The sequence below is a fragment of the Escherichia coli genome, from assembly GCF_036503815.1.
Lineage (GTDB): Bacteria > Pseudomonadota > Gammaproteobacteria > Enterobacterales > Enterobacteriaceae > Escherichia > Escherichia coli_F.
The window spans coordinates 3,579,875-3,594,595 of record NZ_AP027764.1 but is presented as its reverse complement, the minus strand read 5'-3'; the positions used below and the strand labels follow the sequence as shown (position 1 = coordinate 3,594,595).

Annotated in this window: 13 protein-coding genes and 1 pseudogene; 8 read left to right on the top strand and 6 right to left on the bottom strand. The window is 52.8% G+C overall.

Annotation, left to right across the window (positions count from 1 at the left end):
• Position 1 precedes the first annotated feature (1 nt).
• From AABJ99_RS17290 to cueR, 3 genes and pseudogenes are all read left to right on the top strand, one after another.
• Positions 2 to 2,163 (top strand): annotated as a pseudogene (locus AABJ99_RS17290) (type I secretion system permease/ATPase).
• Positions 2,160 to 3,335 (top strand): HlyD family type I secretion periplasmic adaptor subunit, encoded by a 1,176-nt coding sequence (locus AABJ99_RS17285; protein ID WP_001014327.1) that lies wholly within the window; start codon positions 2,160 to 2,162, stop codon positions 3,333 to 3,335. The pseudogene AABJ99_RS17290 and the gene AABJ99_RS17285 overlap by 4 nt, the downstream one beginning before the upstream one ends.
• Entirely contained in the window at positions 3,332 to 3,739 is a 408-nt protein-coding gene (cueR, locus tag AABJ99_RS17280) for a Cu(I)-responsive transcriptional regulator (protein ID WP_001026747.1), read from the top strand. The genes AABJ99_RS17285 and cueR overlap by 4 nt, the downstream gene beginning before the upstream one ends.
• Here cueR and AABJ99_RS17275 read toward each other — a convergent pair whose 3' ends face one another.
• From AABJ99_RS17275 to qmcA, 3 genes are all read right to left on the bottom strand, one after another.
• The gene (locus tag AABJ99_RS17275) at positions 3,740 to 4,963 is read right to left on the bottom strand and encodes a hypothetical protein (RefSeq protein ID WP_039021120.1); all 1,224 of its coding nucleotides are present in this window, start codon (positions 4,961 to 4,963) and stop codon (positions 3,740 to 3,742) included.
• Between the two features lie 119 nt (positions 4,964 to 5,082).
• Positions 5,083 to 5,541: an NfeD family protein gene (ybbJ, locus tag AABJ99_RS17270; RefSeq protein ID WP_000970331.1), complete on the bottom strand. Its 459-nt coding sequence runs from the start codon at positions 5,539 to 5,541 to the stop codon at positions 5,083 to 5,085.
• Positions 5,538 to 6,455 carry an SPFH domain-containing protein gene (gene qmcA, locus AABJ99_RS17265; RefSeq protein ID WP_000904502.1) on the bottom strand — a complete coding sequence of 306 codons (918 nt, stop codon included), beginning with the start codon at positions 6,453 to 6,455 and terminating at the stop codon, positions 5,538 to 5,540. The genes ybbJ and qmcA overlap by 4 nt, the downstream gene beginning before the upstream one ends.
• Positions 6,456 to 6,600: 145 nt before the next feature.
• On the opposite strand from qmcA, the gene fetA reads away from it, so the two are divergent.
• Entirely contained in the window at positions 6,601 to 7,278 is a 678-nt protein-coding gene (gene fetA, locus AABJ99_RS17260) for an iron efflux ABC transporter ATP-binding subunit FetA (RefSeq protein ID WP_001157551.1), read from the top strand.
• Positions 7,265 to 8,044, top strand: a complete 780-nt coding sequence (gene fetB / locus AABJ99_RS17255; RefSeq protein WP_039021121.1) for an iron efflux ABC transporter permease subunit FetB — start codon at positions 7,265 to 7,267, stop codon at positions 8,042 to 8,044. Before fetA ends, fetB begins: the two co-directional genes overlap by 14 nt.
• A 62-nt stretch (positions 8,045 to 8,106) precedes the next feature.
• Here fetB and cnoX read toward each other — a convergent pair whose 3' ends face one another.
• From cnoX to tesA, 3 genes are read right to left on the bottom strand one after another with little or no spacing between them, the layout of a single operon-like run.
• On the bottom strand, positions 8,107 to 8,961 hold the full coding sequence (cnoX, locus tag AABJ99_RS17250) for a chaperedoxin (RefSeq protein WP_039021122.1): 855 nt from the start codon (positions 8,959 to 8,961) through the stop codon (positions 8,107 to 8,109).
• A gap of 60 nt (positions 8,962 to 9,021) precedes the next feature.
• Positions 9,022 to 9,831, bottom strand: coding sequence for an NADP(+)-dependent aldehyde reductase (ybbO, locus tag AABJ99_RS17245; protein ID WP_077782397.1), 810 nt, complete (start codon positions 9,829 to 9,831; stop codon positions 9,022 to 9,024).
• Positions 9,821 to 10,444, bottom strand: coding sequence for a multifunctional acyl-CoA thioesterase I/protease I/lysophospholipase L1 (gene tesA, locus AABJ99_RS17240; protein ID WP_001295836.1), 624 nt, complete (start codon positions 10,442 to 10,444; stop codon positions 9,821 to 9,823). Before tesA ends, ybbO begins: the two co-directional genes overlap by 11 nt.
• Between tesA and ybbA the strand changes: the two genes are divergently transcribed.
• The 3 genes from ybbA (at position 10,415) to AABJ99_RS17225 (ending at position 13,964) form a co-directional block, all read left to right on the top strand.
• Complete coding sequence (ybbA, locus tag AABJ99_RS17235) at positions 10,415 to 11,101, top strand: putative ABC transporter ATP-binding protein YbbA (RefSeq protein ID WP_001110581.1); 687 nt, start codon at positions 10,415 to 10,417, stop codon at positions 11,099 to 11,101. The genes tesA and ybbA overlap by 30 nt on opposite strands.
• Positions 11,098 to 13,512 carry a putative ABC transporter permease subunit YbbP gene (gene ybbP / locus AABJ99_RS17230; RefSeq protein ID WP_039021123.1) on the top strand — a complete coding sequence of 805 codons (2,415 nt, stop codon included), beginning with the start codon at positions 11,098 to 11,100 and terminating at the stop codon, positions 13,510 to 13,512. Before ybbA ends, ybbP begins: the two co-directional genes overlap by 4 nt.
• Before the next feature lie 236 nt (positions 13,513 to 13,748).
• Positions 13,749 to 13,964 (top strand): hypothetical protein, encoded by a 216-nt coding sequence (locus AABJ99_RS17225; RefSeq protein ID WP_000115621.1) that lies wholly within the window; start codon positions 13,749 to 13,751, stop codon positions 13,962 to 13,964.
• Positions 13,965 to 14,721: the final 757 nt, after the last annotated feature.

The window sequence follows — 14,721 nt, the reverse complement described above, 5'->3', positions numbered from 1 at the left end:
AATGAAAAAAAATGCCCAGTCCGTGGAAGCTGGCTGGAGGCGATGATCGCCGTGGCGCGCTATTACCGCCTCGATTTTTCCCAGGAGAATGTGCGCGCGACCGTCAACTGGGAGCGCGACAGCAAACGGGAAGAGTTACTCACTGATATGGCGCGGCAGTTAGGGATGGGGCTGCGGCTGGTGGAATTTTCCGCCGACTCGCTTAACCCGTGGCGGCTGCCGCTGATCGCGGTGTTTGATAATCAACAGATTGGCGTGATCACCCGCCGCGACAATCACGACAATATCAGCGTTCAGTTCAGCGGTGACGAAGGGCTGGAAACCACATTAAACGTCACGGATATAGAAGACAAAATCGTTGAACTGGCGCTGCTACGACCGCTCAGCGCCATTCCCGATGCGCGGGTGGATGACTACATTCGCCCGTATCAGGCTAACTGGTTCTGGAATCTTTCGCTAAAAGACTGGCGGCGTTACGGCGATATTATGCTGGCCTCACTGGTGGCGAACGTGCTGGCGCTGGCGGCGATGATTTTCTCGATGCAGGTTTACGACCGGGTGGTTCCGGCGCAATCGTACCCGACGCTATGGGTGCTGTTCGCCGGGGTGATGATGGCGATCCTGTTTGAGTTCTGTATGCGCATGGTGCGCACACATCTTTCGGATGTGATCGGCAAGCGGGCGGATCTACGGATTTCGGATCGCGTGTTTGGTCACGCATTACGGCTGAAAAATAACGTGCGATCGAAATCCACCGGATCGTTTATCTCACAGATCCGCGAACTGGAATCGGTGCGGGAGCTGATCACCTCCACCACCATTGGCGCGGTAGCGGATCTGCCATTCTTCCTGCTGTTTGTTTTTATTTTGTGGATGATCGGCGGCTGGCTGGTGCTGGTTGTTTTGCTGGCGCTGCCGTTGCTGGTGATCCCCGGCCTGCTGGTGCAACGCCCGCTGGCGCGGCTGGCGAACGAAGGGATGCGCGAATCGGCGGTACGTAACGCTACGCTTGTCGAGGCCGTGCAGTCGATTGAAGACATTAAACTGCTGCGTGCTGAACAGCGTTTCCAGAATCAGTGGAATCACACCAACGACGTGGCGTCATCTATCAGCATGAAGCAACGTTTTCTCACCGGGCTACTGCTCACCTGGACGCAGGAAGTGCAATCCATCGTCTATGTGGTGGTGCTGTTGGTGGGCTGCTTTATGGTGATGAGCGGCGACATGACCACCGGCGCGCTGGTGGGGACGACGATTCTGGCTTCGCGCACCATCGCGCCGCTGTCGCAGATATCCGGCGTGCTCTCGCGCTGGCAGCAGGCGAAGGTGGCGCGTAATGGCCTCGATGAACTGATGAAGCGCCCGGTGGATCAGCCGGAACACGGCAAACTGGTGCATAAAGCAGTGCTGCACGGCAATTATCAGTTCAGCAACGCGGTGTTTTATTACGACGAAGAAGAGAAGATTGCCGATGTGGCGATCGGCAAACTCAACATTCAGGCCGGAGAGAAAGTCGCCATTCTCGGGCGCAACGGCGCGGGTAAATCAACGCTACTGCAAATGCTCGCCGGAATGCGTATCGCCCAGCAGGGGCAGGTGCTGCTGGATAACATCTGCATCGGGCAGCTTGATCCGGCAGATCTGCGTCGCGACATGGGGCTGCTCAGCCAGACCGGGCGACTGTTCTTCGGTTCGCTGCGGGAAAACCTCACCATGGGGATGCCAGAAGCCAGCGATGAAGATATCGAACGCGCATTAACCCTCAGCGGGGCGCAGCCCTTTGTGCAGAAGCAGAAAAACGGCCTCAACTACATGATTCAGGAAGGGGGATTTGGCCTCTCTGGTGGTCAGCGGCAAACGCTGCTGCTGGCGCGGCTACTCATCTCTCAACCCAATATCGTGCTGCTCGATGAACCCAGCGCGTCGCTGGATGAAATGGCAGAAGCGTATTTAATCGAACAACTGAAACAGTGGATTGGCCATCGCACGCTGGTCATCGCTACTCACCGCACGGCAATGCTGCAACTGGTGGACAGGATAATTGTGATGGATCAGGGGCGGATTGTGATGGACGGCGCGAAAGAGACCATTTTGCGTGAACAGGGCGAACCCACGACGCGACGCGTGGTGTTGCAGGAGAAGAATAAGGGGTCTGCCGCATGAACGGACAACTGCAATACAACCGTGGCCTGACTGAACCCCGCCTGCCACGTTCGGCGCTGGCGGTGCGCGTTACCGCTGTGATGCTGCTCTGTTTTCTCGGCTGGGCGTGGTACTTCCAGCTTGATGAAGTCACCACCGGCAGCGGCACGGTAGAACCTTCCGGGCGCGAACAGGTGGTGCAGTCGCTGGAAGGCGGGATTTTGTATCATCTCGACGTGAAGGTTGGCGATATTGTCGAACAGGGGCAGCCGCTGGCGCAGCTTAACCGCACCAAAACGGAATCCGACGTCCAGGAAGCGATGTCGCGGCTGTATGCGGCGCTGGCAACCTCGGCGCGGCTGCGGGCAGAAGTGAGCAATAAACCGCTGGTCTTTCCTGACGAACTGAATAAATTCCCCGAACTTATCGAGTCGGAAACGGCGTTATATAACACTCGCCGCGACGGGTTGAACAAAGCCACCACCGGGCTGACGCAGGGGATCAGCCTGGTCAACCGCGAACTGGCGATGACCCAGCCGCTGGTGAAACAGGGGGCGGCGAGCAGCGTTGAAGTGCTGCGCCTGCAACGCCAGGCCAATGAACTGGAAAACAAACTTAGCGACGTGCGTACGCAATACTACGTACAGGCGCGGGAAGAGTTAGCGAAAGCCAATGCGGAAGTGGAAACCCAGCGTTCGGTGATCCGCGGGCGGGAAGATTCTCTCACCCGGCTCAACTTTACTGCGCCGGTGCGAGGCATTGTTCAGGACATTGACGTCACCACGGTTGGCGGCGTCATCGCCCCCGGTGGTAAACTTATGACTATCGTGCCGCTGGATGAGCAACTGTTGATCGAGGCAAAAATCTCCCCCCGCGATGTGGCGTTTATCCATCCGGGGCAAAAATCGCTGGTGAAAATAACCGCTTACGATTACTCCATCTACGGCGGCCTGCCGGGGGAAGTGGCGGTGATATCACCAGACACCGTGCAGGATGAAGTGCGGCGCGATGTTTATTACTATCGGGTGTACATTCGCACTTTCAGCAACCATCTGGAAAATAAAAGCAAACAGCAGTTTCCGATATTTCCCGGCATGGTGGCGACGGTCGATATCCGCACCGGCAAAAAAAGCGTGCTGGATTATCTGTTGAAACCCTTTAACAAAGCACAGGAGGCGTTGCGCGAACGATGAACATTAGCGATGTAGCAAAAATTACCGGCCTGACCAGCAAAGCCATTCGCTTTTATGAAGAGAAGGGGCTGGTGACGCCGCCGATGCGCAGCGAAAATGGTTATCGAACCTACACGCAGCAGCATCTCAACGAACTGACCTTACTGCGCCAGGCGCGCCAGGTGGGCTTTAACCTGGAAGAGAGCGGCGAACTGGTGAATCTGTTTAACGACCCGCAGCGTCACAGCGCCGATGTAAAACGGCGCACCCTGGAGAAAGTGGCGGAGATCGAACGACACATTGAGGAGCTGCAATCCATGCGCGACCAGCTACTGGCGCTGGCGAATGCCTGCCCTGGCGATGACAGCGCCGACTGCCCGATTATCGAAAATCTCTCCGGCTGCTGTCATCATCGGGCGGGGTAATTAAGGCATACGGAAATAGTCGTCCATTATTTTCGTCAACTCCGGACGTTCGCCGTCATCGTTGATGGCAAAATCCAGAAAAAAGGCATCTGCTTGCGGCGTTCGGTTTTGCGCCATCAACCGGAAGGTGAGAGGGCGATAAATGGCGTATGCCGGATGGCTGATAACGAATCGAGCAAAGTCAACAAAAAGCGGCGAGTATGTGGAAAACAGTGCCTGCAAAATAACATCAGCCTTTTCATCCCCCTCCAAACCTTGTTGGATCATGCGCTTAATACGAGCTTCGCTCAAATTCCCGGCCTCAACAATTTGCAAGGCTTGATCCAGTGAAGGGTAACGGCTGACGCTCTTCTGCAACTCTTCTGACCAGGTTTCGGATAGGCTGATGTGCTTATCAGGGCCGAAACTCTCCCATGCGCCGGGCGGTAATGTTTTCCACTCAGTGAGTTTGGGAACGTGGCACAGTAGCTCTGTTTTGTGCAGACATTCTCCGCCCGGAAATACCAGTGTTTGTTGCTCATCATTAAAACGGGTTGCCGTGCTGAGTACCAGTGTTTTGAGCGGTCGCCCTTCCAGCGCGGCGGCAGTGGCCTTATGGTGCCCGTCGAGCAGAACGCAGAGATAGGAATCAGTGAGATACCAGGCCAGAGCGCGGGCGTCCGGTTTATCGCGATAAAACGTCGCACGCTCAGGATTAAAATGTGATGGCGGCTGTCCGGGTAGAAGAAAGCAGGGGGCGGTGCCACTGAAATAGCAATATTCAGGATCCCAGACGGCAACGGTTGCCGGATTACTGGCGCTATGGTCCGTTGCCGCCCAAAAGAAATGCCCGTTGCCATCCGTCGGGTAAAGTTCACGATCTTCCAGCAGATAATAGCCATCAGCCAGGCATGAGAACAGCGGTGTCAGCGCGGCAAAAGCGTCAGTCATGCCAGACCATGGGCGATTCCAGTTTTCGAGAGCAGACAAAAACCGGGCGGCTCCCTGTTCATCATCCGCAAAACCGCTGTAGACAAATTCCGCACAGGTGGGGCAGCCAGCCTCGGACCAGAAACGTATTAACGGGACATCCTGCCAGCAGAGCGAACGGATAAGCCCATAAGGGTGCGGATCGTAAATCACACATTGACGCAGAAATCCTTTACCTGACTTCACCGAAAAAATGACGCCCGCAGCGTTATTTTTCAGCAGACGTACTTCAGGTTTTCGAAAGGGAAAAAGCATGGCCACTCCTTAGCCGAAAATTCAATTAACCCCCATGTCGAGGGCCACATGCCGGATGCGGCGCGAGCGCCTTATCCGGCATGGGTTTTGGTACAGATTTCCAGGTATGATAAGACGCATCAGGCGATGACCGCACGGATAATCAGCGTTATCCCTTCTATCGCAATCACCTCAACATGCGTACCTGCGCCGAGATCCTCGCTGGCGCTGACAGGCCATGAACTGTCACCGACGCGCATATGACCGCGCCCGTTGACCAGCGGAGATTCCAGCACAAAACGTCGGCCAATAAGCTGCTGCCCGCGCTGGTTTAAATGACTGTCGCTGTGCTTTTGTTCGCGCACCCGCCGCGACAACCATTTCCACCACAGCCAGGCGGCGAGCAGCGTCAGGACGGCAAACATCACCCCTTGCCACTCCCAACCCAGCGGCACCAGCCAGACCACCAGGCCGGTAATCACCGCTGCCACGCCGCTCCACAACAGATAACCATTTCCGCCCAACATCTCGGCTGCCAGCAACAACCCGCCGAGACTGAGCCAGAAAATATGTGGATGAACGACCATTAACTCCATCATGGCTGAGTCCGCTTGTTGGCGCTGTCTTTCACCAGTTCAGCAATCCCGGCAATCGACCCCATCAGGCTGCTGGCCTCTAATGGCATCATCACTACTTTGCTGTTACTGGACGAACCGATCTGTTGTAACGCTTCGGTGTATTTCTGCGCTACGAAGTAGTTCACCGCCTGAATATCACCGGAGGCGATGGCTTCAGAGACCATTTTGGTGGCGCGGGCTTCCGCTTCGGCAGAACGTTCACGCGCTTCGGCCTGTAAGAATGCCGACTGACGTTCACCTTCCGCTTTCAGGATTTGCGACTGTTTTTCACCTTCGGCTTTGAGGATTTCCGCCTGACGGATCCCTTCCGCTTCAAGGATGTAAGCGCGTTTGGTACGTTCCGCTTTCATCTGCGCGTTCATTGAAGAGATAAGCTCTGCCGGTGGGCGCACGTCGCGAATTTCAATACGGGTGACTTTAATCCCCCACGGGTTGGTGGCCTCATCGACAATACGTAGCAAACGTGAGTTGATGCTATCGCGTTGGGAGAGCATTTCGTCAAGTTCCATTGAACCCAACACGGTACGGATGTTAGTCATGGTCAGATTGATGATCGCCAGCTCCAGATTGCTGACTTCATAAGCCGCGCGCGGGGCATCAATCACCTGAATAAAGCACACGGCGTCGATGGTAACGTTGGCGTTATCTTTCGAGATAACTTCCTGGGAAGGGATATCGAGCACTTGCTCCATCATATTGATCTTGCGACCAATGCGATCCATAAACGGCACCACCAGACTGAGCCCCGGCTGTAATGTTTTGGTATAGCGACCAAAACGTTCTACCGTCCATTGATAGCCCTGCGGCACGATTTTGACGCCCGCGCCGACAATGACCAGCGCGACAAAAATGAGAATAGGGATAAAGATAAGCATCGGAAAAACCTCCTGTTGTACCGTCCATAATCAGCAAAATTGCTGCTTGATTAAACAAATTATACCTGATTACTGAAAGAGAGTTCCCCCTTATTCCTGCGAAGGATAAACTGTTTTTAGTAAAAATCAGAAAAAGGGAACAGTGATGCAGGAAAATAGTCCTTTGCTTCAGCTACAAAACGTAGGATATCTGGCGGGTGATACGAAGATTCTTAATAACATCAATTTTTCGCTACGTGCTGGCGAATTTAAGTTAATTACCGGCCCTTCCGGTTGTGGCAAAAGTACGCTGCTGAAAATTGTTGCTTCATTAATCAGCCCAACCAGCGGAACGTTGCTGTTTGAAGGTGAGGATGTCAGTACACTCAAGCCAGAAATCTACCGCCAGCAAGTATCTTACTGCGCCCAGACGCCGACGCTGTTTGGCGATACGGTATACGATAATCTGATCTTTCCCTGGCAGATCCGTAACCAGCAGCCTGACCCAGCCATTTTTCTCGATTTTCTCGAACGCTTCGCTTTGCCGGACAGCATTTTGACAAAGAATATCGCCGAGCTATCTGGTGGTGAAAAACAACGCATCTCATTGATTCGTAACCTGCAATTTATGCCAAAGGTATTATTGCTGGATGAAATCACCAGTGCACTGGATGAAAGTAATAAACATAACGTTAATGAGATGATCCACCGTTATGTGCGCGAGCAAAATATTGCCGTGCTGTGGGTGACACACGATAAAGACGAAATTAATCATGCGGATAAAGTGATTACACTGCAACCGCATGCCGGAGAAATGCAGGAAGCACGCTATGAACTCGCATAATATTACTAACGAATCATTGGCACTGGCATTAATGCTGGTAGTGGTAGCAATCTTAATTAGCCATAAAGAAAAACTGGCGCTGGAGAAAGATATTCTCTGGAGTGTCGGGCGCGCGATAATTCAGCTGATTATTGTCGGTTATGTGCTGAAGTATATTTTCAGCGTGGATGATGCCAGCCTGACATTATTGATGGTGTTATTTATCTGCTTTAATGCAGCGTGGAATGCGCAAAAACGCAGTAAATATATTGCTAAAGCCTTTGTTTCATCGTTTATTGCTATTACGGTCGGGGCGGGAATTACCCTGGCGGTGCTGATACTCTCAGGGTCGATTGAGTTTATCCCGATGCAAGTGATTCCTATTGCCGGGATGATTGCCGGTAACGCGATGGTCGCGGTAGGGCTGTGTTACAACAATTTAGGGCAACGGGTCATTAGCGAACAACAACAGATTCAGGAGAAACTGAGTCTTGGCGCGACGCCGAAACAGGCTTCAGCGATATTGATTCGCGACAGTATTCGCGCGGCTTTAATTCCGACGGTCGATTCAGCAAAAACGGTTGGCTTAGTGAGTTTACCGGGAATGATGTCCGGGCTGATATTTGCCGGGATTGATCCGGTGAAGGCGATTAAATATCAGATTATGGTGACCTTTATGCTGCTCTCAACCGCCAGCTTGTCGACCATTATTGCCTGCTATTTAACCTATCGTAAGTTTTATAATTCGCGCCACCAGTTGGTGGTGACGCAATTGACGAAGAAATAATGCGATGCCGGATGTGCAGCCTCGCATCCGGCGTTGTGGTTCATCTGCTGTTCAACGAAATATCAATACAACAACGCATACAGTTGGCGGCGATACTTCGACGCCAGTGCATCACCTGTACCCAGCGCAGCAAGGATCTCCTGGAACGTTTTACGTGTCTGACCGTCTGCGGCGGTGAGATCTTTACGCAGATGCCCAAACAGCAACTCCAGCGCCTCTTCATTACGCCCAACCTGATGCAGTTGCAGTGCCAGTTGCGTCGCCAGGGCGGCATCTTCTGGATTCTCTGCCACCTGCTGTTGCAACTGTTGAATTTCCGGCGTATCAGCCGCCTGCTTCAGCAGTTCAATTTGCGCCACCAGCCCCTGGTAGCGGGTGTCCTGATCCTGCAACGGAATGGTTTTCAGCACGGCTTCTGCATCTTCAGAACGGTTCAGCGCAATCAGCGTTTCTGCCAGCAGCAGGCCGATCTCCCCGTTCTGATTCGACAGCTGCCAGGCGTCTTTCAGCAATGGCAGGGCGTCGGTGTAATTGCCTTCCTGCATCAGTTGCATCGCCTGCTGCGCTTTCAGTTCTTCTTCGCGCGGCAGCACTTTCTCCAGCAGGGCGCGGATCGCTTCTTCCGGTTGTGGCCCCTGGAATCCGTCTACCGGTTGCCCGTTCTGGAACAGATACACGGTCGGGATCGCGCGCAGACCAAACTGCGCGGCAATCATTTGCTCCGCGTCGCAGTCCAGCTTCGCCAGAATAAATTGCCCGTTGTACTGCGCCGCGAGGCTTTCCAGAATTGGGGTTAACTGCAAACAGTGCTGACTACGTTCAGACCAAAAATAGAACAGCACCGGTGTGGTCATCGACTGTTCAAGAACCTGTTGCAGATTAGATTCGTTAATGTTGACAATATTTTCTACGGACATGGAGTCGCTCTCTGTTGTCGATATTTTCTTTGACATGGGGGCTTAAGCGCGCGCTTCAACTCACCCCTGCAATATTTTGTCCATCACGCGCCCCGGCAGCAGGCGCTTGAGCACCATTACCGCCCAGGTCACCAGCGTTACCGGATAGCGCATCTTCGGTTTCTCGCTAATAAAAGCATGGCGCACTTTGTCGACCACCGCTTCCGGTCCCAACGTAAAGCGGGCGGCGATGCCAGGATTTTCGACTGGTTTATCACTTTGCGTCTGGTTGACGTTGTCGGTGAAGCGAGTACGAATGGGACCAGGTTCGATCAGGCTGACTTTAATTCCGCTGTGGCGCAGCTCCATGCGCAGTGCGTCTGACCACGCCTCCAGCGCATATTTACTGGCCGCGTAAGCGCCTCGACCCGGTGTGGAGATTAATCCCATCACCGATGAGGTCATCACAATACGCCCTTCACCGTGCGGCAACATCGCGGGTAACAGGCGCATGGTGAGCTGGTGTGCGCCGAAAAAGTTGGCGGAAAACTGCTGTTCCATCTGCGCACGGCTGATGATGGAAAGGGGGCCATACATGCCGAATCCGGCATTGTTAAAGATCCCATACAGACAATTATCGGTCAGAGCGATCACTTCGTCGGCTGCGCGATCAACACATTCTGGCGAATCCAGATCGATCAACACGCCGGTGAATCCCATATTGTTCATGCGCTCAACATCATCCGGTTTCCGGCAACCTGCCAGCACATGAAAACCCTGGCGTTTTAATTCGAGCGCGCTTTCCAGGCCAATACCACTGGAACATCCGGTAATTAAGACCGATTTTTGCATAACTTTACCTGTCAGGATCTCCGTTGCTTTATGAGTCATGATTTACTAAAGGCTGCAACTGCTTCGCCATCCAGTCGGCAATAAACGGCTGGGCGTCGCGGTTGGGATGAATACCGTCATCCTGCATCCATTGTGGCTTGAGGTAGACCTCTTCCATAAAAAAGGGCAGCAGCGGAACATCAAACTCTTTGGCGAGTTTGGGGTAAATGGCGCTAAAGGCTTCATTATAACGGCGACCATAGTTTGCAGGCAGACGTATTTGCATTAACAATGGTTCAGCGTTGGCGGCTTTGACATCCTGCAAAATCTGGCGCAGCGTTTGCTCGGTTTGCTGTGGCTGAAAACCACGCAAACCATCATTGCCGCCCAGTTCTACCAGCACCCAGCGCGGCTGATGCTGTTTCAGCAGAGCCGGAAGGCGCGCCAGCCCTTGTTGCGAGGTGTCGCCGCTGATGCTGGCATTGACTACCGACGTTTTACTCTGCCACTTATCATTCAACAAGGCAGGCCAGGCCGCGCTGGCAGACATTCGATACCCGGCGCTCAGGCTATCACCCAGAATCAATAACGTGTCCGCTGCGGCGGCACGGAAGGTTAACAGGACCAGGAACAGGAAGGGCAAATGCCAGCGGAAAACATTGTTGAAGTTCATCATCTTAAGAAGTCCGTCGGTCAGGGGGAGCATGAACTCTCCATCCTCACCGGAGTTGAGCTGGTTGTCAAACGTGGCGAGACCATCGCGCTGGTGGGCGAGTCGGGATCGGGTAAGTCAACCTTGCTGGCGATCCTCGCCGGGCTGGATGACGGCAGCAGTGGCGAAGTAAGTCTTGTGGGACAACCGCTACATAATATGGACGAAGAAGCGCGGGCAAAGTTACGCGCGAAGCACGTAGGTTTTGTTTTTCAGTCATTTATGTTAATTCCTACCCTTAACGCGCTGGAAAACGTCGAGCTTCCGGCGCTGCTGCGCGGTGAAAGTAGCGTGGAAAGTCGTAACGGGGCGAAAGCCTTGCTCGAACAGTTAGGGCTGGGTAAACGTCTTGATCATCTTCCGGCACAGCTTTCCGGCGGCGAACAGCAACGAGTGGCGCTGGCGCGAGCCTTTAATGGTCGACCTGATGTGCTGTTTGCCGACGAACCCACCGGCAACCTTGACCGCCAGACGGGCGATAAAATTGCTGATCTGCTTTTTTCCCTCAACCGTGAGCATGGCACCACGTTGATTATGGTGACCCATGACCTGCAACTGGCGGCACGCTGTGACCGCTGCTTACGGCTGGTGAACGGGCAGTTGCAGGAGGAAGCATGATTGCACGTTGGTTCTGGCGCGAATGGCGCTCGCCGTCGCTATTAATTGTCTGGCTGGCGCTTAGCCTGGCGGTGGCCTGTGTGCTGGCGCTGGGCAATATCAGCGATCGCATGGAGAAGGGCTTAAGCCAGCAAAGCCGTGAGTTTATGGCGGGCGATCGGGCGTTGCGCAGTTCGCGCGAAGTGCCGCAAGCGTGGCTGGAGGAAGCGCAAAAGCGCGGCCTGAAAGTCGGCAAGCAGCTGACTTTCGCCACCATGACCTTTGCAGGCGACACGCCGCAACTGGCGAACGTCAAAGCGGTGGATGATATCTACCCGATGTATGGCGATCTGCAAACCAATCCCCCTGGCCTGAAACCACAGGCGGGCAGCGTATTGCTGGCCCCACGCCTGATGGCATTGCTTAACCTGAAAACGGGCGACACCATTGACGTGGGCGATACCACCTTGCGGATTGCCGGAGAAGTGATTCAGGAACCGGATTCCGGTTTTAACCCCTTCCAGATGGCTCCGCGTCTGATGATGAATCTGGCGGATGTTGATAAAACCGGAGCCGTGCAGCCGGGGAGTCGGGTCACCTGGCGCTATAAATTCGGCGGCAGCGAGAACCAGCTCGACGGCTATGAGAAATGGTTGTTACCCCAGCTTAAACCCGAACAACGCTGGTACGGTCTGGAACAGGACGAAGGCGCGCTGGGGCGCTCAATGGAACGCTCGCAACAGTTCCTGCTGCTTTCGGCGCTTCTGACCTTGCTGCTGGCAGTGGCAGCGGTGGCGGTGGCGATGAATCATTACTGTCGCAGTCGCTATGATCTGGTGGCGATCCTCAAAACGCTGGGAGCAGGGCGAGCGCAATTGCGTAAGTTAATTGTCGGTCAGTGGTTGATGGTGCTGGTACTTTCAGCCGTTACCGGCGGGGCTATAGGTCTGTTGTTCGAAAGCGTGTTGATGGTGCTGCTCAAACCTGTTCTGCCCGCCGCACTACCGTCTGCCAGCCTCTGGCCGTGGCTGTGGGCGCTCGGCACCATGACCGTCATCTCGCTGCTGGTGGGGCTGCGACCATACCGCCTGTTGTTGGCAACGCAGCCTTTACGCGTGTTACGTAATGATGTGGTTGCAAACGTCTGGCCGCTGAAGTTTTATCTGCCGATTGTCAGTGTGGTGGTTGTGCTAATGCTCGCCGGACTGATGGGCGGCAGTATGCTGCTCTGGGCGGTGCTGGCGGGCGCGGTAGTACTGGCTTTGCTGTGCGGTGTCCTGGGCTGGATGCTGCTGAATGTACTTCGCCGCATGACGCTGAAATCGCTACCTCTGCGCCTGGCGGTTAGCCGCCTGTTACGTCAGCCGTGGTCAACGTTAAGCCAGCTTTCGGCATTTTCGCTCTCCTTTATGCTGCTGGCACTGTTGCTGGTGTTGCGTGGCGATCTGCTCGACCGCTGGCAACAGCAGCTACCGCCAGAAAGCCCGAACTACTTTTTAATCAACATCGCCACAGAACAGGTTACTCCGCTAAAAGCGTTCCTCGCGGAACATCACATAGTCCCGGAATCGTTTTATCCGGTAGTGCGGGCGCGGTTGACGGCGATTAACGATAAGCCGACAGAAGGCAATGAAGATGAGGCGCTCAATCGCGAACTCAATCTCACCTGGCAAAATACGCGGCCCGATCATAATCCGATTGTCGCCGGTAACTGGCCGCCAAAAGCCGATGAAGTATCGATGGAAGAGGGGCTGGCGAAACGCTTAAACGTTGCCCTCGGCGATACCGTGACTTTTATGGGCGATACCCAGGAGTTCCGCGCTAAAGTGACCAGCCTGCGCAAAGTGGACTGGGAAAGTCTGCGGCCTAATTTCTATTTTATTTTTCCTGAAGGGGCGCTGGACGGGCAGCCGCAGAGCTGGCTTACCAGTTTCCGCTGGGAGAACGGCAACGGCATGCTGACGCAGCTCAACCGCCAGTTCCCGACCATTAGCCTGTTAGATATTGGTGCGATTTTAAAACAGGTCGGTCAGGTGCTGGAGCAGGTAAGTCGGGCGCTGGAAGTGATGGTGGTGCTGGTCACCGCCTGCGGTATGTTGCTGTTGCTGGCACAGGTGCAGGTGGGAATGCGTCAGCGTCATCAGGAGCTGGTGGTGTGGCGCACACTCGGTGCGGGCAAAAAACTGCTGCGCACGACATTGTGGTGTGAGTTCGCCATGCTCGGGTTTGTCTCCGGCCTGGTGGCCGCAATCGGTGCGGAAACGGCACTGGCGGTACTGCAATCGAAAGTGTTTGATTTCCCGTGGGAGCCAGACTGGCGATTGTGGATTGTGCTGCCTTGTAGCGGTGCACTGCTGCTGTCGCTTTTCGGCGGCTGGTTGGGTGCGCGACTGGTTAAGGGTAAGGCGCTGTTCAGGCAGTTTGCGGGGTGATGACAGGTGTTAGATTGCCTGATGCGCTAAGTCTTATCTGGCCTACGAAGATCGTGCAATATATTGATTTTGCAAGATTGTGTAGGCCAGATAAGCGTTCAAGCCGCATCCGGCAAAAACTATCAAGAATTGAGAAATAACATTCAATGAGGCCAGGTCCTGTCTTTTATCATACTTTTATTTCAGAGTTAGAAACGATACTCTCCTTTTCTTGCGAGTATAAAAAGGAGGATTAAATGAGTGTTAATTTTAAAGAGTGGGAGTTTTTTATAGATGGTACTGATCCAGGTTGGGTTATTTCAAATGCTGGTACAGATGAGGAACCTGAGTATTTATTCATCAATGAACTTACCGGACATGTTCTAATAGTAGATGTAGGGGATAAAGAGTATTATCAATTAATTAATGGTATGATTGAAAGAGGAATGAAAGTCGTTAAGGTAGAATATTAACCGCTATGCGCTGTGATGTTTGCTTTGTAGTTAAAATATATTTATTTTTTTGATGAGCATGAAATGCAAAATTTCAAATCAACTTTAGAAACGTATTATGATTGCTAATAAATCTCTGGGCGGGTTTCATTTACATTTTGAGAAAGATGATGCTCATGAGATGGTTTGTGCTCTTTATAGTTTATTGGAGACGGGAGCAAGCAAACCTATCAGACTGGAAAACATATCACCTGTAGCGTATAAAAATTTACTACTTTTACAATCGTCCAATGAAGATGATGTCCTGATACAGGACTCACTAGTAATAAAATTATACTTGTCGCTTGATTCAATAGATTTCGCCCTAAGCAAACTATCTTTATTTTTGACTGATGGTCATTTTTCTTCCCCTGAGTTTTGTGAATGTATGTTTAACAGTACAATCATCTCTTTGTATTTTATGGGAAGGGAGGTTTAGTAGAGGTTTACAAGGGGGAGATGTTGATGTGGAATAAATTAAGGTAATATAATGTCGAATTATGATTTATTGAAAGCATGGTGCGTTTGCCCTCGATGTGGAACGTCAGGACAGTGTGAAATTGAGATGTTTGTGCCATCTGGAAATTTAATACATTACAATCCTGGCGATAAACTTATTAATATAACCAGAAATAAACTTAAGGACGATTTTATCTCTGAAGGATATTGTGAATGTCTTTATTGTGGTAAAGACTTTTTTGTTGATATCTGGATAAAGGATAATATTATAACGTCTGTA